We start from the raw sequence: 23,889 nt of genomic DNA, 5'->3' as shown, positions 1-23,889 counted from the left end.
GTCAGACACCATCTGATTCACGCGGTGTCTGACACCCGAGCAAGACCGTCATCAGGTGTCGGATCCGCGCCACCGGGTGTCAGACACCATCTGATTCACGCGGTGTCTGACACCCGAGCAAGACCGTCGTCAAGTGTCGGATCCGCGCCACCGGGTGTCAGACACCGCCCATATTTGGCTTTATCCCTCCGCCACGATCTTCGCGTCCTGGATCGTCTTGGCGTACTTCTGCTGTTCGCTCTTCATGAACTCGGCAAATCGCTGCACGCCCCCGCCGCCGTCTTCCGCGCCCACCTGCGCCAGCTTTTCCTGCACGTCGGGCATCGCCAGCACCTGGTCGATATCCCGATTCATGCGCTGGACCATGGCGGCGGGCATTCCGCCCGGCCCGACCATTCCGAACCAGATGCTGGCCTCGAAGCCCGGATAGCCCTGCTCCGCCACCGTCGGCACATTGGGCTGGCTCTTGGAGCGCTTTTGCAGCGTCTGCGCCAGCGCGATGACCTTGCCGGACTGGATCAGCGGCGTGGCCGTCGTCATGCCCTCGAAACAATATTGCACATGGCCGCCCAGCAGGTCGTTCATGAGCGGCGCCGAGCCCTTGTACGGCACGTGCAGCACGTCGATGCCCGCGCGCGCCTTGAAGATTTCCAGCGCCAGGTGCTGGGCCGAACCGCTGCCCGCCGACCCGAACACGATCTTGCCGGGCTGCGCGCGGCACAGCTGGACGAGTTCGGGCAACGTCTTGGCCGGCTGGCTGGCGCCGCCGATCAGGATGGTGGGCGTCTTGCCGACCAGCGCGATGGGCGTGAAGTCCTTGTCCACCGAATACGCAAGCTTGGGCTGCAAGCCCGGCGCGATGCCGTGGCTGTTCACGTGCGCCATCAGCAGCGTATTGCCGTCGCCGGGCTGGCGCGCGACCTGCTCGGCCGCAATGATGCCGGCCGCACCCGCGCGGTTTTCGACGATGACGGGCATGTTCCACAGCACGCCGAGTTTCTGTCCCAGCAGCCGGGCCAGCACGTCCGTGCCGCCGCCCGCGGGAAACCCCACCACGATCTTCACCGGCCCGGACGGCATGTCCTGCGCCCGCGCCGCCGACGGCAGCACAAGGGCCGCCCCGAGCGCCGCGGCGCCGGTCATGAATTGCCTACGTTGCATTGTTGTCTCCTCGCGCGCCGGTCCAAAGGCCGGCAACTGGTTATGTGGAACTGCCTGCCTCTGTTGCATCCGGCCATCTGACGCGGCCTCGATGCGGACCTTCGGTACTACGCCTGCATGAACCGGCGCCGCTGCCGCATGTGCACGGCACGCGACCTTTGCGCGCGGCGCCGGGCGACGGGCCTAGCGGGCGACGCGCGTCCACTTGCCGAAGCGTTCAACCATGCGCTCGTCAAAGCCGAACCCCAGCCCCGGCTCCTGATGCAGGATCACGCGGCCCTGCTTGTGGGTCAGTTGGCGGTCGACCAGCTTGCGGAAGTTCAGAACCTGGTCATCCCAGAAGAACTCGACATAGCGCGCATTGGGCGTGGCCGCGACCAGCGGCGCATGCACGTCGTGGAACCAGTGCGGGCACACGACCACGCCGTAGCTGGCGGCCGTGGCGGCGATGCGCTTCCACTCGGTGATGCCGCCACACACGGCCGCGTCCGTCTGCAGGATGCCCGCCGCACCCTTGTCCAGCAGTTCCTTGTGATACCAGCGGCCGTAGCCGATCTCGGCGGTGGCAATCGGCAGGTGGGTCAGGCGCGCCAGTTTGGCGTGGCTGTCGATGTCGTCCGGACTGAACGGTTCTTCGATGAAGTACGGCTCGTATTGTTCGAAGCGGCGGATGTACTGCATGGCCTGCGTGACGTCCTGCCAGGCGTTATTGCAGTCCATCATCAGCTCGACGTCCGGGCCCACGGCTTCGCGCGCGGCCTTCAGGCGTGCTTCTTCCTCGCGCGGCGACAGGCGGCCTGTCTTCATCTTGACCGCGCCAAACCCTTTGGCCACGTAGCTGGCCATTTCCTCGCCCAGATGCTGCGGGGTCTTGCCATCGAGGTAATAGCCGCCGCTGGCGTAGGCCGGCACGGATTCCAGTTCGACCGCGCCCAGGAACTTGTGCAGCGGCAGGCCCGCGGTCTTGGCGTTCAGGTCCCACAGCGCGATGTCCAGCGCGCTCAACGCGCGCATCACCGTGCCTTGGCGGCCCTGCAGCAGCGCTTCCTGATACATGGACTGCCACAGCCCTTCGACCGCGTGCGAGTCCTTGCCGAGCAGCACGGGGCCCAAGAGGGTTTGGACGGCGGCCTCGAAGATCGCGCCGCCGGCGCTGCCGACGTAGCAGAAGCCGATGCCCTCGACGCCATCGGTGGAACGCACCTTGACCAGGCCGTAGTGGCGGGTGGACACGGTGCGGTTGGAAAACGAGGTGACTTTATCCAGAGGCACCGCCGCGGCGCATACGTCTATGGATTCAATGATGGGCACGGGTGGCTCCTTCGTAGCAGTGAAAGACCCTATTCTTCCCGCCCCCAAAGAAAACAACAATTATCTTCATGCATCTTTAGAATATGGAAAAACCATTTTCCGAGTAGAGCTCACCGCTTTGGATTCGCGCTTTCTACAAACATATGTGCATGTGGTGGAACTCGGTTCCATCGCCCAGGCTGCCCGGCATCAGGGGCTGACACCGGCCACGGTGCAGCAGCGGCTGCGCGCGCTGGAAGCGGACGTGGGCAGCGCACTGATTGCGCGCTCGGGCCGCACCGTCAAGCCCACCCCCGCCGGCGTGCGCATCCTGGAACGCGCGCGCGCCATCCTGCGCGACGTGCGCGACCTGCGCTCGGCCGCCTCGGACACGGACCTGCCAGCGGGCCCATTGCGGCTGGGCGCAACGCCCACCGCCCTGACCGGCATCATGCCGCCGGTGCTCCGCACCTGGGTGGCGCGGCACCCAGGCATCGAGATCTATATAGAACCCGCGCCAACCACGCTGCTGTACAGCAAAGTGCTGTCCGGCGAACTGGACGGCGCGCTGCTGGTGCATCCGCTGTTTCCCATTCCCAAGACCTGCGCGTGGCGCGACCTGCGGCACGAACCCCTGGTGCTGGTCACACCGGCCGACATGAAGGTCGACGACCCCTTGGCCGTTATCGCCCAGGAACCGTACATCTGCTACGACCGCAGCGTGGTGGGCGGCAAGATGGCGGACGACTACCTGCGCGCGCGCAGCCTGCGTCCGCGCGTCCGCTTTGAACTGGACGGCATCGAATCCATTGCCAAACTGGTCGCCGAAGGATTGGGCGTCGCGCTGCTGCCCGATTGGGCCAGCACGGGCACGCCGCCCGCGCACGTCAAACGCTGGCCGCTGCCCGAGCCTTGTCCGGTCAGAACCGTGGGCGCGATCTGGCTGCGGTCAGGCGTGCGATCGGAATTGATGCGGGCCTTCGTGGAATTGGCCGAGTCGCAACTCGGCCTGGGTGCCGCGGCCGTGCCGCGCGCCCGCTAGGCGATGGCGTCTTCGCCGTTGCGCGCCACGACCACGCCGCTGGACACCACCAGGCGCCGGGGCGTGCGCTGCACCACGGCTTGGGCGACACAGCTCGCATCGGCCAGCACCAGATCGGCGCGGGCGCCCGGGACCAGACCGTAATCCGCAAACCCGCACGCACGGGCGGCGGCGCGGGTCACGCATTCAAACGCCCACTCGATCTCGTCGTCGCGGCGCAGATCGTTGCGCAGCCCGATCAGCGCGGCGCGTTCCAGCATGTCGGGACTGCCGTACGGCGTCCAGGTGTCCCGGATGCCGTCGTTGCCGCCAAACAGCGTCACGGCTGCCTCGCGGCAGGCGCGCACCGCAGGCACCGGCCGCGACGCCGGCGCGGTGGTCAACAGGGCCACGTCAAGCAACGCCAACCGCCGCAGCAACCCGTTCAGACGCGCGGCGTCGAGGGCGCCCAGACAGAAGGCGTGGCTGATCACGACCTTGCCTTTCATGTCCAGCGCCTGCACCCGATCAAGGATCAATTCGAGCGTGAAGGCGCCCAGTTCGCCGGGCTCGTGCAGATGAATGTCCACGGGCTTGCCATGCTTGTCGGCCAGGCCGAACAGCACATCCAGGGATGTCACGGGATCGCGGTCGATGGCGGACGGATCCAGCCCGCCCAGCACGTCTGCCCCGCCGGCAAGTGCCTGGTCCAGCAGCTCGGCCGTGCCGGCACGCGCCAGCAGGCCCGATTGCGGAAAGGCCACCGTCTGGATTTCGACGCGGCCGGCCAGCGCCTGCCGCGTGGCATGCACGCCTTCCAGGTGTTTCAACCCGGCGTCGGTGTCGACGTCGACATGGGTGCGGATCCGCGTCGTGCCAGCACGCAGGAATGCGAGGGCCAATGCGTGCGCGTGGCTGGCGGCGTCGTGTCCGGTGGCGGCGCGCCAGTTGCGTTCGTTGTCGATGCGATCGGTCAGGGACGGTCCGACCTGGTTCACGTACCAGGCGGAACCCCAGGTCGTCTTGTCCAGATGGGTATGGCCCTCGATGAGGGCGGGCAGCAGCAAGGCGCCGCCGCCGTCTTCGACGGCTATGCCGGGATCGGCATCGAGCCCCGGTCCGATCCGCAGGATGCGGCCGCCGCGCACCAGAACGTCAACGCCCTCGCCTTTTGCCGTGCGAACGTTCTTGAGGAGCAGATCCGCCATCTCAGACTTGAGGCGGCTCGATCCAGAAGAAGCGCTCGCCTTGCCGGACCATGTCGGCGACGCCTTCGGCGCCGATGCGATAGTCCGTGCCCATGAGCGTGGCGCCGCCGTCTTCATGAATATGGATGACGGCCAGCGGGTCGTTGGCCATGGTGTACCAGTAGTAACCGGGCTTGAGATTGTGGAGGTCGGTAGTCATGCGTCGAGTATACAAATAACGCCTCGCCGTTTTCAAAAAGACAACAGAAATGAAGCGCCCTCCTGACAGGTAAGTCGTGACACGTCATACTCCGGACAGAGATTGAGTACGTTTCGAGCAGGTGGCACGTGCCGGCCCCGGCCGTAACAGCAATAAGCGCGCAAGCGTTCATCGCGAGGGATACAGCTAGCACATGAAACGGCAGTTACTTCAATTCAGCGAACCGCTCAAGCAAGCCATTCTGGATGGAGCCAAGGTGCAGAGCCGGCGCATCCTCAAGCCGCAGCCGTCCAAGTTCACCACGGTCTGGTATGCGGACGCTGCGGATTCCGGAAGATGGGTGGCCATGGGACCGTCACCCGATAACCCTTCCGAATTGCGCAAGACCTCGAGCTGGGTCAGATGCCCGTATGGCAAATCGGGCGAGACCATCATCCTGGCTGATGAAGCGGGCGCGCCTTTTGCAAGCGCCGTCGTCGTGGGCGTACGCATCCAACGGCTACAGAGCCTGACCGAGGCCGACGCGCGCGCCGAAGGCACGCAATCGCTTTATCAGAGTTCTGCGCTATTGCCGGGCGTGCCTCTGCAAACGGCGTTCGCGCTGATGTGGTGCGAACGGTATGGCTCTCATGCGTGGGCGGCCAACCCGTGGGTGTGGGTCGTGGAATACCGCCAGACCACCCCTTACAACAAGTCGGACTATTAGGCGCCTGGCGTGCCGCAGCAACATTCCTCGCCGCCGGCCTCCAGAGATGGTGTCCAGGTGTAACGGCGGCGTTCGGATTCAGCTGATTCCAGCCTATTTCAATCGACTTCAACACGAAATCCGTCAGAGCGGACGCCCGCTGCCGCAGTGCAGCATATGCCCGAGATTTTAAATGGGGGCAGTTGCGGATTGTCGCCATTGCGGTCGCCATGCTTACGAATAGCTGGCGGAAACCGCCGAAAATGGCGTCAACGAATACTCAACTTTGCTGCGGCTCGCAGCGGGCAGGTGCAAAATGAAAAAATGGCTTATTGCAGGTCTTGGCGCCGCAGGCTTGATGATCTCGAGCGTAGCCCTGGCGCGCGTGGACGTCGGCATCTCCATCGGCGTGCCTGGCGTCGTCTACCCCGCGCCCGTCTATGTGGCCCCGGCGCCCGTCTACGTGGCCCCGCCCCCGCCGGTGTATTACCGTCCGCCGCCTGTGTATGTGGCGCCGCCGGTGGTTTACCCGGGGCCGGTGTATTACGGTGGCGGCCGGTATTACGATCGCCGCGAGTGGCGCGGCCCCCGGCACGGCCACGGCTATTACCGCGGCCACGGCCATGGACACGGTCACGGCCGTCACTGATTCCACCTTGCGGCAAAAGCAAAGGCCACTCTAGCGAGTGGCCTTTTATTTCGTCGAGGCAATGTCCGGTGCCCCGCGCGATGCCCTGTCAGGCAGCGGGTGCCTGCACAGGTTTGGCGGCCAGTGAGGCCGGTTGTTGCGATACCGGTTTGGCCTTGTCATCGGCCCAACGCGGCGATTCCTGAACGAGATCAATCCAGCGGCGCGGCGCACTGGACGCCCGCCACCAACCATTATGCGGACGCATGAGCAAACTCCGGTTCACCGTTGAAACGCACACCATTAATGCCCTGGAACAGATGACGGCTTTCCTGTTCTGCTTCGTGCAATTCCGCGAAGGGCGGCTGTCCCGGCACGGTCCAGCATTTTTCCGGTGCGGTACCGCCAACGCGGCGGGTCCATATCTGCACCCGATAGCCCTGTTCGTCTTCCTTTGCCACAGAGCATCTCACACGAAAATCTCCAATCATTCTTGAAGTCATGGACAACTCCTTGTTATATAAGTGAATGACGCGTGTCGAACGCCGGTGTATTGTGCCGTAACTATCCGGCCCTTTTATGCCAAATACACAATTGCTCACATCAAAAATCAAGCACTCACGCGAGCAAGATAGCGTTCCAAAGCGACAGGAATATGTCGGCAATGATAAAAAAAAACGGAGCCCGAAGGCTCCGTCTTTTTATCCGCCATATGGCCGATGGACGCGGGGTGAATATCAGGGTTTGAGTACTGTAATACCGCCCATGTAAGGCTGCAGCGCCTCAGGAATCAGCACGCTGCCGTCGGCCTGTTGGTGGTTTTCAAGCACGGCGACCAGCGCCCGGCCCACGGCCAATCCCGAACCGTTCAGCGTGTGCACATATTCCGGCTTGCCCTGGGCATTGCGGAAACGCGCCTGCATGCGACGAGCCTGGAAGGTTTCGCAGTTGGACACCGACGAGATCTCGCGCCAGGTGTTTTGCGCCGGCAGCCAGACTTCCAGGTCATAGGTCTTGGCCGAACCGAAGCCCATGTCGCCCGTGCACAGCAGCACGACGCGGTACGGCAGGTTCAGCAATTGCAGCACGCGTTCGGCGTGGCCGACCATTTCCTCGAGGGCCTCGTACGACTGGTCCGGCTGCGTGATCTGCACCATTTCGACCTTGTCGAACTGGTGTTGGCGGATCATGCCGCGGGTGTCGCGGCCGCCGCTGCCAGCTTCAGAGCGGAAGCACGGCGTGTGGGCGGTGAGCTTGAGCGGCAGGTCGGCGGCGGCCTGGATCGCGCCGCTGGCCACGCTGGTCAGCGTGATTTCCGACGTGGAGATCAGGTATTGGTCTTCACGCACGTACGGCTTGCCCTGGTCGTCAACCTTGGGATCGTCGTCGCCGCCCTTGGAGACCGCGAACATGTCGTCCTTGAACTTGGGCAGCTGGCCGGTGCCGTACAGCGTCGACGCGTTGACTATGTAGGGGGTGTAGCACTCGGTATAGCCGTGCGTGCCGGTTTGCAGGTCCAGCATGAACTGGGCCAGCGCGCGGTGCAGGCGGGCGATGGGGCCGCGCATGAACGAAAAGCGCGCGCCCGACAGCTTGGCGGCCATGTCGAAGTCCAGGCCCAGCGGTTCGCCCAGCGCCACGTGGTCGCGGGCCTCGAAGCCCAGCGCGGGCGGGTTGCCGTCGGCGCCGGCTTCGCCGGGCAGCCAGCGGCGGACCTCGACGTTGTCGTCGGCGGACTCGCCCAGCGGCACGCTGGCGTGCGGCAGGTTCGGCACCGACATCAGCAAGTCGTTGAGCGGCTGCTGCAGGGCGGCCAGCTCTTCCTCGAGCTGCTTCAGGCGCTCGGGCACGGCTTGCGATTCCGCCATGACGGCGCTGGCGTCCTCGCCCTTGGCCTTCAGTTGGCCAATCTGCTTGGCCAGCGCATTGCGGCGGGCTTGCAGGGACTCGGTCTCGGTCTGGACGGCCTTGCGGCGAGACTCCAGGTCGTTGAACCGTTCCGTGTCGAAGGCGACGCCGCGGGTCTTGAGGCGGTCTACGACGGTTTGCAGGTCTTTACGCAGCAGTATCGGGTCTAGCATGGTGAGGTCGGTGAGGTTGCAAAAAATGGCGGCGGGGCTTGCCCGTCACCGGTTCTTGGCGCGTTCCTGCGCGTCCAGCTCGCGCAGGAATGCCAGCTTCTGCTGGATTTTAGCCTCCAGGCCGCGATCGGTCGGCCGATAGAAGGAAGGCTTGAGTCCATCAGGGAAATATTGCTCGCCCGCGGCGTAGCCGTGGGGCTCGTCGTGGGCGTAGCGGTACGCCTTGCCGTGGCCCAGCTGTTTCATCAGTTTGGTCGGCGCGTTGCGCAGGTGGGTGGGCACCGGCGCGCTGCCGTGCTCCGCCGCGAACTTGCGCGCCTGGTTGTATGCGTTGTAGACGGCGTTGGACTTGGCGGCGCACGCCATGTAGACCACCGCCTGTGCCAGCGCGAGTTCGCCTTCAGGGGAGCCGAGGCGTTCGTAGATGTCGGCGCCATTCACGGCCAGGTCCGTGGCGCGCGGGTCGGCCAGGCCGATGTCTTCCACCGCCATGCGCACGAGCCGCCGCGACAGGTACTTGGGATCGGCGCCGCCGTCGATCATGCGGCAGAACCAGTAGAGCGCGGCATCCGGGTTGGAGCCGCGCACCGACTTGTGCAGCGCGCTGATCTGGTCGTAGAAGGCGTCGCCGCCCTTGTCGAAGCGCCGCAGGTTCTGCGACAGGGAAATTTCCAGCCAGGCGGCATCCACCGTATCGCGTCCGGCGGACTGTGCCGATTCAGCCACGACTTCCACCGCGCTGATCAGCCGGCGCGCATCGCCATCGGCCCAGGCGGCAAGCTGCTCGCGCGCGTCGGGCTCGATGCGGATGGCCGCGCCATCGTCTTGGCCTTCGTTGAGCGCCTGCACGGCGCGGTCGACCAGCTGCTGCAGCTCTTCGGCCGTCAGCGACTGCAACACGTACACGCGCGCCCGCGACAGCAAGGCGGAATTGACCTCGAACGAGGGATTCTCGGTGGTCGCGCCAATGAACGTGAACAGCCCGCTTTCGACATAGGGCAGGAAGGCATCCTGCTGCGCCTTGTTGAAACGGTGGACCTCGTCGACGAACAGGATCGTGCGGCGCCCTTGGCCTTGCGCGATCTGCGCCACCGTCACGGCGTCGCGAATGTCCTTCACGCCGCCCAGCACGGCCGAGATGGCGATGAACTGCGCATCGAAGCCGTCGGCCATCAAGCGCGCCAGCGTGGTCTTGCCCACGCCCGGCGGCCCCCAGAAAATCATGGAGTGCGGACGGCCGGATTCGAAGGCGACGCGCAGCGGCTTGTCGGGTCCCAGCAGGTGCGACTGGCCGACCACGTCGGCCAGGGTGCGGGGACGCAGGCGTTCGGCCAGGGGAACGTATGGCCGATGCGCAGGATCGGCCGCGAAGAGATCGTTGCTCATTGGCAGCAGATGAAGGAATACAGCAAGGATTTCAAGCCTGCATTACACCATGCCCGGCCCCCTTGCCTGCCTGCCGCCCCGCGAGGCAGCAACGCGCCAAGCCTACGCCAGTTCGGGCGAGCCGAACCGGCGGTTCGCCAGCACGGGCAGGACCTTGCGCGCATGAGCCAGCCGTTCGGGGTCGATATCGGCAAAGACCAGCGCGGGCGCTTCGCCGGCCCGCGCCGTGACGACGCCCAGCGGATCCACGACCATGCTGCACCCGATATTGCGTTCGCCGCATTCGCCGGTGGCCGCGACGTAGCAGGTGTTTTCAAGCGCTCGCGCGGTCACCAGGACTTCCCAGTGCATTTCCTTGAGCGGACCGCGCACCCAGGCGGCTGGCAGCACCAGCAGGTCGGCGCCGTCCAGCGCCAGGCGGCGGGCCAGTTCGGGAAAGCGCACGTCGTAGCAGGTCATGAGGCCCACGCGCAGGCCGGCGATATCCAGCAACGGCGGGATGTCGGTGCCGGCGGTGACATTGGTGGATTCCTTCATGGTGAAGGCGTCGTACAGGTGCAGCTTGCGGTACTGCGACAGGATCTGGCCGTCGCGGATCGTGACCAGCGTGTTCCACACCCGGCCCTCGCCCGTCGGCACGTGGACGCACATCATCGTGGCCAGGTCCGAACCGCGGCTGGCCTCGAGCAGTTGGGTAATGAAGGGGCCGTCCAGCGGCTGCGCGGCCTTGAGCACGATCTGCGGATCGGTGATGTCGCGGGCCAGGATGCCCTCGGGCAGGACCAGCAGGCCGGCCCCGCCGGCGCGGGCGCGTTCCATCAGATCGATGCAGACCTGCGCGTTTTCTTCCCATACGCGGCTGACGGCGAACTGGCCCAGGGCGACTTTCAGCATGGCTTTTCCTTTGTCGAAGCACGGGCGCGCCCTGTGGGGCGCGCAGCATGGACCTATTTTCCCACCGTCGGCGCGGCCCGGGCTACGGGAAACTCCTAGCTCCCGCTTGTAAATTTCTTTCACGATAATGAAAAAAAATAGATTTGACGTAAATATTTTCCAAAACAGGCCGCTCTCATGACCAACTCCTCCTCCCCCGCAGCGCCGCTGGACGTGAATGGCAAAGGCCTGGGCGCGTTTCCCGAGTCCTGTACCACCGCCGACGTGGCGGCGCTCAACTGGAATCTGCTGAACGAAGACGTGAGCCTGCCCGTGGCCGTGCTGTACGAAGCGCGCGTGCGCCACAACCTGCAGTGGATGCAGCAGTTCATGGAGGCCTATCACGTCAAGCTGGCGCCGCATGGCAAGACGACGATGAGCCCTGCGCTGTTCAAGCGCCAGATCGACAATGGCGCCTGGGGCATCACCCTGGCCACCGCGCCGCAGGTCCTGGCGGCCTACCAGCACGGCGTGCGCCGGGTGCTGATGGCCAACCAGCTCGTAGGCCGCGCCAACATGGCGATCATCGCGCGTCTGCTGCAAGACCCCGCTTTCACATTCTTCTGCATCGTGGACTCCGCCGCCAACGCCGCACAACTGGGCAAGTTCTTCGGCGACGAGGGCAAGGTGCTGCCCGTACTGATCGAACTGGGTCCGGCCGGCGGACGCACCGGCGTGCGCGACGACGCGCAGTTGCAGGCAGTGGCCGACGAGATCGCCCGCTGGCCCGGCCTGGCGCTGGCCGGCATCGAGGTCTACGAAGGCGTGCTGCAGGAAGAAGGCGCCATCCGCGCGTTCCTGCGCCGCGCCACGGATGCGCTGCGCGGCCTGGCCGCCGCCGGCCGTCTGCGCAAGAACGGTCCAGCCATCATCTCAGGCGCCGGTTCGGCCTGGTTCGACGTCGTGGCCGAGGAATTCTCGCAACTGGATATCGGCAGCCCCCTGGAAGTGGTGCTGCGTCCGGGCTGCTACCTGTCGCACGACGTGGGCATCTACCGCACCGCGGCCGAGCGCATCAATGCGCAGAACCCGGTGGCGCGCAAGATGGAGCCTGGCCTGCAGCCCGCCTTGCAGGTCTGGGCCTACGTGCAGTCGCTGCCCGAACCAGGCCGCGCCATCATCGCCCTGGGCAAGCGCGACGCGGCCTTTGACGCGGGCCTGCCCACTCCCGCCCTGCTGTACCGGCCCGGTTCGGTGCAGCCTGGCGCCGCGCCGTCCCACTGGAAGCTGTCCGCCATGATGGATCAGCACGCGTTCATGCAGGTGGGCGACGGCGACGACATCCAGGTCGGCGACATGATCGCCTTCGATATTTCGCATCCCTGCCTGACGTTCGACAAATGGCGTCAGGTACTGCTGGTGAATGAGCACTACGGCGTCACCGGCGTGGCCGAAACCTTCTTCTAGTCCCCCTGCCCGCGGCACCGCGCCAGGCCCGACGGGGACCGCAGCATCCGGGCACCCGGCGCTCATCCGATTTCACGCGACAACCTGTTTCTGTTCCTCTGGAGAGAGAATCATGAACTTCCGTACCTCCCGGCGAGGCGGTGGGCTGAAGAGCCTGCTCGCGGCCGGCGCAATTGGCTTGACCGCTTTGTCGACCCCCGCCCTCTGTGCCACGCCGGTCAAGGGAGGCACGATTTCTGTCGCCACCATCGGCGAGCCGCCGACGCTGGACCCGATGACCAGCACCGCGGACTTGGTGGGCATCCTGACCCAGCATTTCTTCGAGACGCTGTACACCTTTGACGCCAAGTGGAACCTGACGCCGCTCTTGGCCGACAAGATGCCGGAAGTGTCGGCCGACGGCCTGGTCTACACGATTCCGCTGCGCCAGGGCATCACGTTCCATGACGGCTCGAAGATGGATTCGTCCGACGTGCTGGCGTCCCTGAAGCGCTGGACCGAGACCGCCACGCGCGGCAAGATGGCCGCCAAGATCATCAGTGGCATCGAGGCCCCGGACGCCAACACGATCCGCATCACGCTCAAGCAGCCGTACGCGCCGCTGACCGCGCTGCTGGCCATGAACAACAGCGCCGCTGTCGTCATGCCCAAGGGCAAGATTGCGCCGGCCCTGACCGAATTCGTCGGCACCGGCCCCTATCAACTCAAGGCCCGGGTGCCCGACCAGTACGTGCAGCTTGTCCGCTTTGAGGGCTACAAGCAGCGCGAAGGTGAGCCCAACGGCTACGGCGGCGCGCGCAAGCAATACCTGGACGAAATCCGCTTCGTGCCGGTCAGCAATGCCAACACCCGCGTGGAAAGCGCGGTGGCAGGCCAGTTCGACTATGTGGATTCGCTGCCCGTGGAGTCGCTGGCCAAGCTGAAGAACGGCCGCTCGGATCCCGTCATGCTCAAGCCCTTCGGCTGGCCGCGCCTGGTGCTCAACACCAAGCAGGGCATCATGTCGAACCAGGCCGTGCGCCAGGCGGTGCAGCTGGCCCTGAACGAAGAAGACATGCTGTTCGCGGCGTTCGGCGACAAGAACTTCTACAAGCTCAACGGCGACCTGTATCCGGAAGGCTTCCCGTGGGCCACGTCGCTGGGCGGCAAGGTCTACAACAAGGGCGACGCCGCGGCGGCCAAGAAGCTGGTGGACGGCGCCAACGTGCAGGACCGCAAGATCCGCATCCTGACCAGCCAGCAGTACGAGTTCCACTACAAGATGGCGCTGGTCGCCGCCGAATACCTGAAGGCCGCGGGCTTCACGGTGGACATGCAGGTCGTGGACTGGGCCACGCTGACGCAGCGCCGCCAGGATCCGGCCGTGTGGGACATCTTCATTACCCACAGCCCCTTCCTGCCCGAACCCGCGCTGATCGACTTCCCGTCCAAGGACGCGCCGGGCTGGTGGGACACGCCGCGCCGCAATCAGGTGCTGGACGCCTTCAATCAGGCCGGCTCACAGGAAGAGCGTGTCAAGCGCTGGGCCGACGTGCAGCAGGCCGTGTATGACGAGGTGCCGTTCATCAAGGTGGGCGACTTCAACGCGCAAGCCGCGCGCTCGCCCGCGCTGCAAGGCACACAGGCGGTGCCGTGGCCATACTTCTGGAATGCCTGGAAGGCGCCCAAGTAAGCCCCTGCCCGGCGGGCGGCCGCTGCCGCCCGCCGCCGCGGACCTGCGCGCGCGATTGCTCGCGCCCACGCAATGATTTCTAGGATGTCACCGTGTTGCGTTATCTCTTGAATCGGCTGGTCGGGCTGGTGGCCGTGATGTTCATCGTCGCGACCATCGTGTTCGTGATCATCCGCCTCACGCCCGGCGACCCGGCCGCCGTGATGCTCGGACCGCAGGCCAGCCAGCAGGACATCGCCGCCCTGCGCGCGCAGCTCGGGCTGGACCAGCCTGTGGCGATGCAGTACGTGTCGTGGCTGGGCAAGCTTGTGCAGGGCGATCTGGGCCAGTCCATTTTCATGAACAAGCCGGTGCTGTCGGCGCTGGCCGACCGCGCTGAACCGACTATCCTGCTGACGCTGATGTCGCTGCTGATTGCCAGCGCCATCGCGCTGCCGGTGGGGATTCTGTCGGCGGTCAAGCGCGGCACGACGCTGGACCAGTCGGTGCTTTCGTTTTCGATGTTCACCTCCAGCGTGCCGAGCTTCTGGCTGGGGCTGCTGCTGATGCAGGTGTTCTCCGTGAAGCTGGGCTGGCTGCCGGTGGCCGGCTATGGCGGGCCGGACGCCTCGCTCGCCACGCGCCTGTCGCACTTGATCCTGCCTGCGGTCGTGCTGGGACTGGTCAATTCGGCGCTGATTACCCGCTTCATTCGCGCCAGCATGCTGGACGTTCTGCGCGACGACTACGTGCGCACGGCGCGCGCCAAGGGCCTGCCGGAACGCAAGGTCATCCTGAAGCACGCGGTGCGCAACGCGTTGATCCCGATTTTGACGGTGCTGGGCTTGACCACGGCGCTGCTCATCAGCGGCGCGGTTGTGACCGAGACCGTGTTCGGCCTGCCCGGCGTGGGCAGCCTGGTGGTGTCGGCCGTGCTGCGGCGGGATTATCCCGTCATCCAGGGCGCGCTGCTGATCATCGCGGCCATCTACGTGCTGATCAATCTGTTCATCGACCTGCTGTATCTCGTGGTCGACCCCCGCGTGCGTTACTGAGCCATCGACATGACGACTGCAACTTCCATGAATCCCGGCTCGGACCGCTGGCAGGTCCTGCGCCTGCTGGTGTCGCGCAAGACGGTGCTGATCAGCCTCATCGTGATCGTGGTGCTGGCGGCCGCCGCGCTGCTGGCGCCGTGGATCAGCCCTTACGATCCGTTCAAGCTGTCCATCATGAACCGTCTGAAGGCGCCGGGCGCCGCGCACTGGTTCGGCACCGACGACTTCGGCCGCGACGTTTTCAGCCGCGTCATCCACGGCGGACGGCTGTCGCTGATGGTGGGCTTTTCCGTCGTCATCCTGTCCAGCGTGCTGGGCATTGCGCTGGGGCTGATCGCCGGGTTCTTCCGCACCGCCGACAAGTTCGTGTCGCGGTTGATCGACGCGATGATGGCGTTCCCGGACATCCTGCTGGCGATCTCGCTGGTGGCCGCGCTGGGGCCGTCGCTGGTCAACGTGGTGATTGCGCTGGGCATCGTGTACACGCCGCGCCTGGCACGCATCGTGCGGGCCTCGACGCTGGTGATCCGCGAGCTGCCCTTCGTGGAGGCCGCCCGCGCGCTGGGCGTGCCCACGTGGCGCATCGTCACCGTGCACGTGCTGCGCAACCTGGTGTCGCCCATTCTGGTGCAGGGCACCTTCATCTTCGCGTACGCAATCCTGGCCGAGGCGGGCCTGTCGTTCCTGGGCGTGGGCGTGTCGCCCGACATTCCGACCTGGGGCACCATGATCAACGCCGGCCAGCAATACATGGGCTCGGCGGACTGGATCATGATCTTTCCCGGCATCGCCATCGTGCTGTCCGTGCTGTCGCTGCAACTGGTGGGCGACGGCCTGCGCGACGTTCTCGATCCGCGCCTGCGCAAGGAGCTGTAAACATGACCGCAAGCACCCGAGACATCGTGCTGTCGGTGGAAGGCCTGAAAACCTGGTTCCACAGCCGCGACGGCATCGCCAAGTCGGTGGACGGCGTCACCTTCGACCTGGCCCGCGGCGAAACGCTGGCCATCGTCGGCGAATCCGGTTCCGGCAAGTCCGTGACCAGCCTGTCCATCATGGGCCTGCTGCCCAAGCCGGCGGGCCGCATCGAGGCCGGCAAAATCCTGTTCCGCGACCGCCAGGGCGTCCAGCACGACCTGGCGCACGCGACGCCCGCCACACTGCAACGCATCCGAGGCGCCGAGATCGCGATGATCTTCCAGGAGCCCATGACCAGCCTGAACCCGCTGTACACCGTGGGCGACCAGATCGCCGAGGCGGTGCTGCAGCACGAAGGCGGCTCGCGCGCCGCGGCATTGAAGCGCGCCCGCGAGATGCTGGAGCGCGTGGAGATACCGGCGGCCGATCGCCGCGTCAACGAATACCCGCACCAGATGTCGGGCGGCATGCGGCAGCGCGTGATGATCGCGCTGGCGCTGGCATGCAACCCCGCGGTGCTGATCGCCGACGAACCCACCACGGCGCTCGACGTGACGGTGCAGGCGCAGATCCTGGACCTGCTGCGCCGCCTGCAGGCCGAGATGAACATGAGCATCCTCTTCATCACGCACAACCTGGGCGTGGTGGCCGAGATCGCGCATCGCGTGGCCGTGATGTATGCCGGCCGCGTGGTCGAGGACGCCGGCGTCTACGACCTGTTCGAAAAGCCCACGCATCCCTACACGCGCGGCCTGCTGTCCTGTCTGCCGACGGCCGCGCTGCTGGCGTCGGGCGAACGTCTTCGCGCCATTCCGGGCAACGTGCCCAGCGTCCTGTCGCTGCCGCCCGGCTGCACGTTCGCGCCGCGCTGCCCGCTGGCCGCGGACGACTGCCGCGCCGGCGTGCCCGACCTGGTGACGGTGCAGACCGAACACCGCGCCCGCTGCATCAAGGTGAATCAGATATGACGAGCATTCCGACTCCCCGCGCCGCCGAACCGCTGGTGCGCATCGATGACCTGAAGGTCCACTTTCCGACCTCGCAAGCGCGCAACGCCCCCGTCGTGCGCGCGGTGGACGGCGTGAGCTTCGACGTGCCGCGCAACACCATCGTCGGCCTGGTGGGCGAATCCGGTTCCGGCAAGACCACGACCGGGCGCGCGCTGCTGCGCCTGTTCGCCCCCACTGCCGGCCGCATCGTGTTCGACGGACAGGACATCACCACGCTCAACGAGAAGCAGATGCTGCCGTGGCGCCGCCGCATGCAGATCGTGTTTCAGGACCCGTACGCCAGCCTGAATCCGCGCATGACGGTGGCCGAGATCCTGGGCGAGGCGCTGGACACGCACAAGCTGGCGCAGAACCGCCGCGCCGAGCGGATCGGCGAACTGCTTGAGCGCGTGGGCCTGAACGCGGATCACAGCCGCCGCTACCCGCATGAGTTCTCCGGCGGCCAGCGCCAGCGCATCGGCATTGCGCGCGCGCTGGCAGTGGAGCCGGATTTCATCGTGGCCGACGAGCCGGTGTCCGCGCTGGACGTGTCGGTGCAGGCGCAGGTGCTGAACCTGCTGCAGGACCTGCAGCGCGACCTGGGCCTGACCATGCTGTTCGTGGCGCACGACCTGGCCGTGGTGGATTACTTGTGCGACGACGTGGTGGTGATGTATCTGGGCCGCGTCATGGAGCGCGGGCCTACCAGCGAGGTCTACGCCCGCCCCCGCCATCCCTACACGCGCGCGCTGCTGTCCGCCGCGCCCGTGCCGGATCCGCGCGCGCCGCGTTCGCGTATCCTCCTGAAGGGCGATATCCCGAGCCCGGTGAACCCGCCTTCCGGCTGCGTGTTCCGCACGCGCTGCCCACACGCCATCGACGCCTGTGCTGCGGCCGTGCCGCCGGCCGTCAGCGTCAGCGCGGACCACTACGTGTCCTGCATCCGCCTCGACGATCCCGCGCTCGCGGCCTGAGCCCGCCCGAATTGATCCAGGAATCACACATGAACATCATCCGCGACATCGTCTTCCAGATACGCAGTCGGCGGGACGCATTGAGCGTGACCGAGCGCAAGGTGGCCGACGCCATTCTGGACGACATCATCTGGAGCGCAAGCGCCACCGTGGACCAGCTTGCCGCCAAGGCCGGCGTCAGCATCGCCACCATCTCGCGCTTTGCGCGCACGGTCGGCTGCGACGACACGCGTGACCTGAAAATGAAGCTGGCGCAGGCCAGCACGGTGGGCAGCCGCTTCCTGGATCCCAGCGCCCCGGCCGAGGAAAGCACGTTTTACGCCCGCATCTACGCCGACATCGAAAGCACGCTGCGCGCGCACCTGCCCGCATTCACGGAGCAGCTCTTCGAGGCGGCCGCGTCGATCGTGGACGGGGCGCGCATGATCTACGTCTTCGGCATGGGCGGCGCGTCGGCGGTGCTGGCGCAGGAAGTGCAGTCGCGCCTGGTGCGGCTGGGCTATCCCATTGCCGTCTACAGCGACGCCGTGCTGCTGCGCATGGTGGCAGCCACGCTGGACGAGCGCGACGCCGTGCTGGTGCTGTCCGCATCGGGCCTCACGCCTGAAATCGTGGGCGCGGCGCGCATCGTGAAGCAATACCGCGCAAGGATCGTCGCCATCACCGACGCCTCGTCCGAACTGGCGAAGCTGGCCGACGTGGTGCTGCCCATCCGCACCGACGAGACCGACTTCATTTACAAGCCCTCCGCCTCGCGCTACGCGATGATGCTGGCCATCGACCTGCTGTCGACCGAACTGGCCATGCTGAACCAGGAAGAAAACCGCGAACGCCTGCGCCGCATCAAGCTGGCGCTGGACGAGCACCGCGGCGGGCCGAACCGCCTGCCGCTGGGCGATTGATCTGGAAACCAAGATGTACGACACCCTCATAGGCAACGTCCGGATCCTGGACGGCTCCGGCGGCCCGGAAATCCGCGCCAGCGTGGCGCTGGAAGGCGGCCGCATTGCCGCCATCGGCGACCTGCCCGGCGCCCCCGCGCGCCAGATCATCGACGGCACCGACCTGGCGCTGGCCCCCGGCTTCATCGACGTCCACACCCACGACGACACCACCGTCATCCGCACGCCGGACATGCTGCCCAAGCTGTCGCAGGGCGTGACGACCGTGGTCGTGGGCAACTGCGGCATCAGCGCCTCGCCGGTGACGCTGCGCGGCGATCCGCCCGACCCGATGAACCTGCTGGGCAAGCGCGAGGACTTCCGCTATGCCACCTTTGCCGACTACACCCGCGCCATCGAGGCCGCCCGGCCGGCCGTGAACGTGGCCGCGCTGGTCGGACACACGGCCCTGCGCAGCAATCACATGGACCGGTTGGACCGTCCCGCCACGCGCGACGAGGTGTTGGCGATGCGCGAGCAGTTGCGCGACGCGCTGGCGCACGGCGCGATCGGCCTGAGCACTGGCCTGGCCTATGCGTCCGCGTTCGAAGCGGACACGGCCGAGGTCAAACTGCTGGCCGAGGCCCTGGACGAGTTCGGCGCGCTGTACACGACGCATCTGCGCTCGGAATTTGCCGCCATCCTGGAAGCCATGCAGGAAGCCTTCGACATCGCCCTGCACGCACGCGTGCCGGTGGTGGTGTCGCACCTGAAATGCGCGGGCGCCGGCAACTGGGGCCGCACGAAAGAGGTGCTGTTCGCGCTGGAAAACGCGGGGCGCATGCAGCACGTGGGCTGCGATTGTTATCCGTATTCCGCCAGTTCGTCGACGCTGGACTTGAAGCAGGTCACGGACGAATTCGACATCGACATCACCTGGTCCGAGCCGCATCCGGAACAGGCGCGCCGCAAGCTCGCCGCCATTGCGGCCGACTGGGGCGTGACGCTGCTGGAGGCAGCCCAACGACTGCAACCGGCCGGCGCGGTGTATCACAACATGCACGAAGACGACGTGCGCCGCGTACTGTCGCACCGCCTGACCATGGTGGGGTCGGACGGCCTGCCGAACGATCCGATGCCGCATCCGCGGTTGTGGGGCGCCTTCCCGCGCGTGCTGGGCCATTACAGCCGGGACGTCGGCCTGTTCCCGCTGGCCCAGGCCGTGCACAAGATGACGGGGCTATCCGCCGCCCGCTTCGGCCTGGCCGAGCGCGGCTTCGTGCGCGAGGGTTATCACGCGGATCTGGTGCTGTTCAACCCCGACACCGTCATCGACAGCGCCACTTTCGCCGCGCCCGTGCAAACCGCGGCGGGCATCGAGGCGGTGTGGGTCAACGGCGTCCTGTCCTACCGCAAGGGCCAGGCCACCGGCGAGCGCGCCGGCCGCTGGCTGCCGCGCAGCGGCGACCTGCGCGCGTCTTACCCCGATCTTTCGGCCGCCTGACCGCGGCGGCATCCGGACATCTTCAAGGAGATCCATCTCATGACCGCTACCCCCACTCCCGACAACAACGGCATCACCCGCTTCGGCGTGGCCGGCGGCACCGGCCAGGGCGGCTCGCACATGCCCTTCGCCCGCGCCGTCGCCGCCGACGGCTGGCTGTATGTTTCCGGCCAGGTGCCGATGGACAACGGCGAAGTGATCGAAGGCGGCATCGTCGCGCAAAGCCACAAGGCCATCCAGCAGGTGCTGGCGATCCTGCAGGAAGCCGGCTACGGCCCCGAACACGTCGTGCGCTGCGGCGTTTGGCTGGACGACGCGCGTGACTTTGCGTCGTTCAACAAGGTATTCAAGGAATACTTCGGCGCCAACCCGCCGGCGCGTGCCTGCGTGCAGTCGAGCCTGGTCGTTGACGCGAAAGTGGAAGTCGACTGCGTGGCGTACAAGCGGCCCTGACACGCAGGCAGGTGTCAGACACCGGGTTCTATTCGCGGCTGCGGCAGGGCGGCAGGTGTCTGACACCCCTGCGACGACGGCCCAAGCTGATGACCGTCTCACGCGGGTGTCAGACACCGGGTTCTATTCACGACTGCGGCAGGTCGGCAGGTGTCTGACACCCCTGCGACGCCGGCCCAAGCTGACGACCGTCTCACACGGGTGTCAGACACCGGGTTCTATTCACGGCTGCGGCAGGTCGGCAGGTGTCTGACACCCCTGCGACGCCGGCCCAAGCTGACGACCGTCTCACGCGGGTGTCAGACACCGGGTTCGTTGCACGGCTGCCGCCAGACACGGCATTCAAAACAAAAATGCCCGGTTTCCACCGGGCATTCTGCATTGGGCTGGCGCCAACACCGCGCTACATCTTCACCACATCCACGCCCTTGGGCGCGGTGAATTGGAATTCCTTGGCGGGCAGTTGCGGGTTGGCCTGGATGCCTGACAGGTCGACGCGCGTGGTCTGGCCGAACGAATCGAGCAGTTCCACCCGCACGGGCAGGTTGTTCTTCATGCCGATGTCGACGCGCGAAAAACCGGCGTCGGCCGTGCGCGGCTTGGCCCGCAGCCAGTCCACGCCGTCCTTGGCAGGCAGCGCAGAGACATCGAACGATTGCTCCAGCGATCCCGAGCCAAAGAGAATGGCCGCGGGCGAGGTGCCGATGGCGGCGTCGACTTTGCGCTCGGTGACCTGCGCCAGATCGGGGTCGAACTGGAACACCTGCCGGCCATCGGAAATGACGAGCTGCTCATAAGGCTTCTGCACGGCCCACTTGAACTTGCCGGGCCGCTGGAACGAGAACACCCCGGTCTGCGCGGGCTGCGTCCGGCCCTGATCGTTGACGGTGTACTGCGAGAACGACCCGGTGGCCGACGTGACCGTGGTCACGAAGGCGCGCAATTGCTCCTGCGCGCTGGCGGCCAGCGCCACGGCCGGAACCAGCGCCGGCGTCAGACCCAGGACCGCGACGGCGGCCAGCCTTTGATACGTCTTCATCATGCTTCCTCTCGGGCGGCAGCTGCGGGAACCAGGATCTCGCGGTTCCCATTGGATTGCATCGCCGACACCATACCCGATTGCTCCATCTGCTCGAGTAACCGGGCCGCACGGTTGTAACCAATGCGCAGGTGCCGCTGGACCAGCGAGATCGACGCGCGGCGATGCTTGAGCACGACTTCGCAGGCCTGGTCGTACATCGGGTCGGATTCCGCGTCGCCGCCAATGCCCGTGACGCTGCTGGCGCCCTCGGCCCCGTCGCCGTCCAGGCCGCCTTCCAGCAGGCCCTCGACGTAGTTGGGCTCGCCCTGCGCCTTCAGGCTCTCGACCACGCGATGGACTTCGTCGTCGCTGCAGAATGCGCCGTGCACGCGCACCGGCAGGCCCGTGCCTGGCGGCATGTACAGCATGTCGCCCTGACCCAGCAGCGTTTCCGCGCCCATCTGGTCAAGAATGGTGCGCGAGTCGATCTTGGACGACACCTGGAACGCGATGCGGGTTGGGATGTTGGCCTTGATGAGGCCGGTGATCACGTCCACGCTGGGACGCTGGGTGGCGAGGATGAGGTGGATGCCCGCCGCGCGCGCCTTCTGCGCCAGACGGGCGATGAGTTCTTCGATTTTCTTGCCGACGACCATCATCAGGTCGGCCAGCTCGTCGATGACGACAACGATGGTCGGCAGCGGCGACAGGGGTTCGGGCTGGTCCGGCGTCAGCGAGAACGGATTGGGGATCGGCTCTTCGCGCTTGATCGCGTCGCGGATCTTGGTGTTGTAACCGGCCAGGTTGCGCACGCCCATCTTGCTCATGAGTCGATAGCGCTTTTCCATTTCGCCCACGCACCAGTTCAGCGCGTTGGAAGCGTGCCGCATGTCGGTGACCACCGGCGCCAGCAGATGGGGGATGCCTTCATAGACGCTCATTTCGAGCATCTTGGGGTCGATCAGGATCAGGCGGGTGTGCGAGGCGTCGGCCTTGTACAGCAGCGACAGGATCATGGCGTTGATCCCGACGGACTTGCCCGAACCGGTCGTGCCCGCCACCAGCAGGTGAGGCATCTTGGCCAGATCGGCCACCACCGGGTTGCCGGCGATGTCCTTGCCCAGCGCCATGGTCACCACGGAATGGCTGGCGTGGTAGGTCTGCGAACCCAGGATCTCGGACAGGCGCACCATCTGGCGGCGCGGATTGGGCAGTTCCAGCCCCATCAGGTTCTTGCCGGGAATCGTTTCAACCACGCGGATGCTGACCAGGCTGAGCGCGCGTGCCAAATCCTTGGCCAAGTTGACGATCTGGCTGCCCTTCACGCCGGTGGCCGGTTCGATTTCGTAGCGGGTGATGACCGGACCGGCCTGCGCCGCGACCACGGTAACCGACACGCCAAAGTCGGCCAGCTTCTTTTCGATCAGGCGGGAGGTGAACTCGATGGTCTCGGCCGAGACGGTTTCCTGGTTGTTCAGGGGCGGATCGAGCAGGCTGATGGCCGGCAGATCACCTTCGGCGCCGCCCGTGGGCGGGAAGAACAGCGATTGCTGCTTTTCCTTTTCGACGCGCTCGGACTTGGGCACCACGGTGATGGCCGGTTCAATACGCACCGGCTGCTCGTGCACCAGCTTTTCCTGCTTGGCCACGACCTGTTCGGTGCGCACGGCCTTGGCGACTTCGCCGACCTTGCGATCCTGGCGCGCGGTGTAGGAATTGCGCATCTTGCGGACCAGGCCTTCCAGCCAGGAACCGACACGCTCGGCCACCGCCAACCAGGAGAACGAGAAAAACAGGCTGAGTCCGATTGCCAGCATGACCAGAAAGGCCAGTGTGGCGCCGGTAAAGCCGATGCTGCTGCCGATAAGGCCGGCCAGCATCTGGCCGATGACCCCGCCGGCGCCGCTGGCCGTTTCCGAAGCGCCCGGCAGATGGGTGCCGCGGCTGGCCAGGCGCAGGGCTTCCATGCCCAGCGATCCCACCATCAGCAGGACGAAGCCGATGCCCTCTTCCCAGTGGACGCGCGGCAGCACTTCAGGCTGTTTGCTATTGGCCACGCGCAACTGCGCGGCCAACCGCCGGTACCCGGCCCGCACGCGGTGCAGCAGCAGGATGACCCACCACCAGGCAGAAAAACCGAATAGATAGAGGAGGATGTCCGCCAGATAGGCGCCCAGGCGTCCCCCCTGGTTGCGCACGACATCGCCGGGAACCGAGTGCGACCAGCCAGGGTCGGACGCGCTCCAGGTGGCGAGCACCAGAGTAAGCCAGGCCGCCAGGGCGGCAAATAGGATCCAGCGGGCTTCGCGCAGCAACGCGGAAATGCGCGTTTGCAGCGGCGAAGGTCCGTTGCGGGTGTTGCGCGAGGCGCGCGGAGAAGCAGTCGAGATACGCGGCATGCGGCTCATTATAATTGGGCGTTACCCTAAAGATACCTGCCC

At 66.0% G+C, this 23,889-nt stretch carries 22 protein-coding genes; 12 read left to right on the top strand and 10 right to left on the bottom strand.

From position 1 onward, the window contains the following. Positions 1-180 precede the first annotated feature (180 nt). Positions 181-1,161, bottom strand: coding sequence for a Bug family tripartite tricarboxylate transporter substrate binding protein (locus tag AC6LJW_RS21140; protein WP_056568594.1), 981 nt, complete (start codon positions 1,159-1,161; stop codon positions 181-183). Positions 1,162-1,344: 183 nt separating this feature from the next. After that, the gene (locus tag AC6LJW_RS21135) at positions 1,345-2,472 is read right to left on the bottom strand and encodes a mandelate racemase/muconate lactonizing enzyme family protein (protein WP_056568597.1); all 1,128 of its coding nucleotides are present in this window, start codon (positions 2,470-2,472) and stop codon (positions 1,345-1,347) included. Between the two features lie 118 nt (positions 2,473-2,590). Here AC6LJW_RS21135 and AC6LJW_RS21130 point away from each other — a divergent pair, with 118 nt between their 5' ends. Continuing rightward, a complete protein-coding gene (locus tag AC6LJW_RS21130) occupies positions 2,591-3,493 on the top strand; it encodes a LysR family transcriptional regulator (RefSeq protein ID WP_056568600.1) in 903 nt (300 codons plus the stop codon). Here AC6LJW_RS21130 and AC6LJW_RS21125 read toward each other — a convergent pair. Then, positions 3,490-4,680 carry an amidohydrolase family protein gene (locus AC6LJW_RS21125; RefSeq protein WP_498088196.1) on the bottom strand — a complete coding sequence of 397 codons (1,191 nt, stop codon included), beginning with the start codon at positions 4,678-4,680 and terminating at the stop codon, positions 3,490-3,492. The genes AC6LJW_RS21130 and AC6LJW_RS21125 overlap by 4 nt on opposite strands. A gap of 1 nt (position 4,681) precedes the next feature. After that, positions 4,682-4,879: a hypothetical protein gene (locus AC6LJW_RS21120; protein WP_056568607.1), complete on the bottom strand. Its 198-nt coding sequence runs from the start codon at positions 4,877-4,879 to the stop codon at positions 4,682-4,684. 193 nt (positions 4,880-5,072) lie between these two features. Here AC6LJW_RS21120 and AC6LJW_RS21115 point away from each other — a divergent pair, with 193 nt between their 5' ends. Both AC6LJW_RS21115 and AC6LJW_RS21110 read left to right on the top strand, forming a co-directional pair. Continuing rightward, complete coding sequence (locus AC6LJW_RS21115) at positions 5,073-5,585, top strand: ASCH domain-containing protein (protein ID WP_427985469.1); 513 nt, start codon at positions 5,073-5,075, stop codon at positions 5,583-5,585. A 295-nt stretch (positions 5,586-5,880) separates the two neighbouring features. Continuing rightward, positions 5,881-6,213, top strand: a complete 333-nt coding sequence (locus AC6LJW_RS21110; protein ID WP_056568612.1) for a hypothetical protein — start codon at positions 5,881-5,883, stop codon at positions 6,211-6,213. A gap of 233 nt (positions 6,214-6,446) precedes the next feature. Here AC6LJW_RS21110 and AC6LJW_RS21105 read toward each other — a convergent pair whose 3' ends face one another. From AC6LJW_RS21105 to AC6LJW_RS21090, 4 genes are all read right to left on the bottom strand, one after another. After that, positions 6,447-6,695, bottom strand: coding sequence for a hypothetical protein (locus AC6LJW_RS21105; protein ID WP_082578999.1), 249 nt, complete (start codon positions 6,693-6,695; stop codon positions 6,447-6,449). Between the two features lie 234 nt (positions 6,696-6,929). Then, positions 6,930-8,273 carry a serine--tRNA ligase gene (gene serS, locus AC6LJW_RS21100; RefSeq protein ID WP_056568618.1) on the bottom strand — a complete coding sequence of 448 codons (1,344 nt, stop codon included), beginning with the start codon at positions 8,271-8,273 and terminating at the stop codon, positions 6,930-6,932. A gap of 45 nt (positions 8,274-8,318) precedes the next feature. Beyond that, on the bottom strand, positions 8,319-9,659 hold the full coding sequence (locus AC6LJW_RS21095) for a replication-associated recombination protein A (RefSeq protein WP_498088195.1): 1,341 nt from the start codon (positions 9,657-9,659) through the stop codon (positions 8,319-8,321). 102 nt (positions 9,660-9,761) lie between these two features. Beyond that, positions 9,762-10,553 carry a deaminated glutathione amidase gene (locus AC6LJW_RS21090; protein WP_498088194.1) on the bottom strand — a complete coding sequence of 264 codons (792 nt, stop codon included), beginning with the start codon at positions 10,551-10,553 and terminating at the stop codon, positions 9,762-9,764. A 177-nt stretch (positions 10,554-10,730) separates the two neighbouring features. Between AC6LJW_RS21090 and AC6LJW_RS21085 the strand changes: the two genes are divergently transcribed. The 9 genes from AC6LJW_RS21085 to AC6LJW_RS21045 all read left to right on the top strand — a co-directional run bounded on the left by AC6LJW_RS21085 (position 10,731) and on the right by AC6LJW_RS21045 (position 20,427). Continuing rightward, entirely contained in the window at positions 10,731-11,999 is a 1,269-nt protein-coding gene (locus tag AC6LJW_RS21085) for an amino acid deaminase (RefSeq protein ID WP_056568623.1), read from the top strand. Positions 12,000-12,111: 112 nt separating this feature from the next. Then, positions 12,112-13,671, top strand: a complete 1,560-nt coding sequence (locus AC6LJW_RS21080) for an ABC transporter substrate-binding protein (protein WP_082579001.1) — start codon at positions 12,112-12,114, stop codon at positions 13,669-13,671. A gap of 92 nt (positions 13,672-13,763) precedes the next feature. Further along, positions 13,764-14,705, top strand: coding sequence for an ABC transporter permease (locus AC6LJW_RS21075; RefSeq protein ID WP_056568626.1), 942 nt, complete (start codon positions 13,764-13,766; stop codon positions 14,703-14,705). A 9-nt stretch (positions 14,706-14,714) separates the two neighbouring features. Beyond that, positions 14,715-15,584: an ABC transporter permease gene (locus tag AC6LJW_RS21070; protein ID WP_056568629.1), complete on the top strand. Its 870-nt coding sequence runs from the start codon at positions 14,715-14,717 to the stop codon at positions 15,582-15,584. 2 nt (positions 15,585-15,586) lie between these two features. Further along, positions 15,587-16,594 (top strand): ABC transporter ATP-binding protein, encoded by a 1,008-nt coding sequence (locus AC6LJW_RS21065; RefSeq protein ID WP_427986732.1) that lies wholly within the window; start codon positions 15,587-15,589, stop codon positions 16,592-16,594. Next, positions 16,591-17,589 carry an ABC transporter ATP-binding protein gene (locus AC6LJW_RS21060; RefSeq protein WP_056568635.1) on the top strand — a complete coding sequence of 333 codons (999 nt, stop codon included), beginning with the start codon at positions 16,591-16,593 and terminating at the stop codon, positions 17,587-17,589. Before AC6LJW_RS21065 ends, AC6LJW_RS21060 begins: the two co-directional genes overlap by 4 nt. A 29-nt stretch (positions 17,590-17,618) precedes the next feature. Further along, entirely contained in the window at positions 17,619-18,491 is an 873-nt protein-coding gene (locus AC6LJW_RS21055; protein ID WP_056568637.1) for a MurR/RpiR family transcriptional regulator, read from the top strand. Between the two features lie 13 nt (positions 18,492-18,504). After that, positions 18,505-19,974, top strand: a complete 1,470-nt coding sequence (locus AC6LJW_RS21050; RefSeq protein WP_056568640.1) for an N-acyl-D-amino-acid deacylase family protein — start codon at positions 18,505-18,507, stop codon at positions 19,972-19,974. 39 nt (positions 19,975-20,013) lie between these two features. Continuing rightward, the gene (locus AC6LJW_RS21045; protein WP_498088193.1) at positions 20,014-20,427 is read left to right on the top strand and encodes a RidA family protein; all 414 of its coding nucleotides are present in this window, start codon (positions 20,014-20,016) and stop codon (positions 20,425-20,427) included. Between the two features lie 403 nt (positions 20,428-20,830). On the opposite strand, the gene lolA is transcribed toward AC6LJW_RS21045, so the two are convergent. Both lolA and AC6LJW_RS21035 read right to left on the bottom strand, forming a co-directional pair. Then, entirely contained in the window at positions 20,831-21,466 is a 636-nt protein-coding gene (gene lolA / locus AC6LJW_RS21040; RefSeq protein ID WP_056568645.1) for an outer membrane lipoprotein chaperone LolA, read from the bottom strand. After that, the gene (locus tag AC6LJW_RS21035; protein ID WP_156395235.1) at positions 21,466-23,847 is read right to left on the bottom strand and encodes a DNA translocase FtsK; all 2,382 of its coding nucleotides are present in this window, start codon (positions 23,845-23,847) and stop codon (positions 21,466-21,468) included. The genes lolA and AC6LJW_RS21035 overlap by 1 nt, the downstream gene beginning before the upstream one ends. Between the last annotated feature and the right edge of the window lie 42 nt (positions 23,848-23,889).

Source organism: Achromobacter sp. 1012554356 (assembly GCF_059760815.1).
This window is presented reverse-complemented; position numbering and strand designations above follow the sequence as displayed.

What these genes read in the sequence shown, in the direction of transcription:
- AC6LJW_RS21140 (WP_056568594.1), bottom strand. Translation starts at nt 1,161, where the DNA reads ATGCAACGTAGGCAATTCATGACCGGCGCCGCGGCGCTCGGGGCGGCC.
- AC6LJW_RS21125 (WP_498088196.1), bottom strand. Translation starts at nt 4,680, where the DNA reads ATGGCGGATCTGCTCCTCAAGAACGTTCGCACGGCAAAAGGCGAGGGC.
- AC6LJW_RS21120 (WP_056568607.1), bottom strand. Translation starts at nt 4,879, where the DNA reads ATGACTACCGACCTCCACAATCTCAAGCCCGGTTACTACTGGTACACC.
- AC6LJW_RS21115 (WP_427985469.1), top strand. Translation starts at nt 5,073, where the DNA reads ATGAAACGGCAGTTACTTCAATTCAGCGAACCGCTCAAGCAAGCCATT.
- AC6LJW_RS21110 (WP_056568612.1), top strand. Translation starts at nt 5,881, where the DNA reads ATGAAAAAATGGCTTATTGCAGGTCTTGGCGCCGCAGGCTTGATGATC.
- AC6LJW_RS21105 (WP_082578999.1), bottom strand. Translation starts at nt 6,695, where the DNA reads ATGACTTCAAGAATGATTGGAGATTTTCGTGTGAGATGCTCTGTGGCA.
- serS (WP_056568618.1), bottom strand. Translation starts at nt 8,273, where the DNA reads ATGCTAGACCCGATACTGCTGCGTAAAGACCTGCAAACCGTCGTAGAC.
- AC6LJW_RS21095 (WP_498088195.1), bottom strand. Translation starts at nt 9,659, where the DNA reads ATGAGCAACGATCTCTTCGCGGCCGATCCTGCGCATCGGCCATACGTT.
- AC6LJW_RS21090 (WP_498088194.1), bottom strand. Translation starts at nt 10,553, where the DNA reads ATGCTGAAAGTCGCCCTGGGCCAGTTCGCCGTCAGCCGCGTATGGGAA.
- AC6LJW_RS21085 (WP_056568623.1), top strand. Translation starts at nt 10,731, where the DNA reads ATGACCAACTCCTCCTCCCCCGCAGCGCCGCTGGACGTGAATGGCAAA.
- AC6LJW_RS21080 (WP_082579001.1), top strand. Translation starts at nt 12,112, where the DNA reads ATGAACTTCCGTACCTCCCGGCGAGGCGGTGGGCTGAAGAGCCTGCTC.
- AC6LJW_RS21070 (WP_056568629.1), top strand. Translation starts at nt 14,715, where the DNA reads ATGACGACTGCAACTTCCATGAATCCCGGCTCGGACCGCTGGCAGGTC.
- AC6LJW_RS21065 (WP_427986732.1), top strand. Translation starts at nt 15,587, where the DNA reads ATGACCGCAAGCACCCGAGACATCGTGCTGTCGGTGGAAGGCCTGAAA.
- AC6LJW_RS21060 (WP_056568635.1), top strand. Translation starts at nt 16,591, where the DNA reads ATGACGAGCATTCCGACTCCCCGCGCCGCCGAACCGCTGGTGCGCATC.
- AC6LJW_RS21055 (WP_056568637.1), top strand. Translation starts at nt 17,619, where the DNA reads ATGAACATCATCCGCGACATCGTCTTCCAGATACGCAGTCGGCGGGAC.
- AC6LJW_RS21050 (WP_056568640.1), top strand. Translation starts at nt 18,505, where the DNA reads ATGTACGACACCCTCATAGGCAACGTCCGGATCCTGGACGGCTCCGGC.
- AC6LJW_RS21045 (WP_498088193.1), top strand. Translation starts at nt 20,014, where the DNA reads ATGACCGCTACCCCCACTCCCGACAACAACGGCATCACCCGCTTCGGC.
- lolA (WP_056568645.1), bottom strand. Translation starts at nt 21,466, where the DNA reads ATGAAGACGTATCAAAGGCTGGCCGCCGTCGCGGTCCTGGGTCTGACG.
- AC6LJW_RS21035 (WP_156395235.1), bottom strand. Translation starts at nt 23,847, where the DNA reads ATGCCGCGTATCTCGACTGCTTCTCCGCGCGCCTCGCGCAACACCCGC.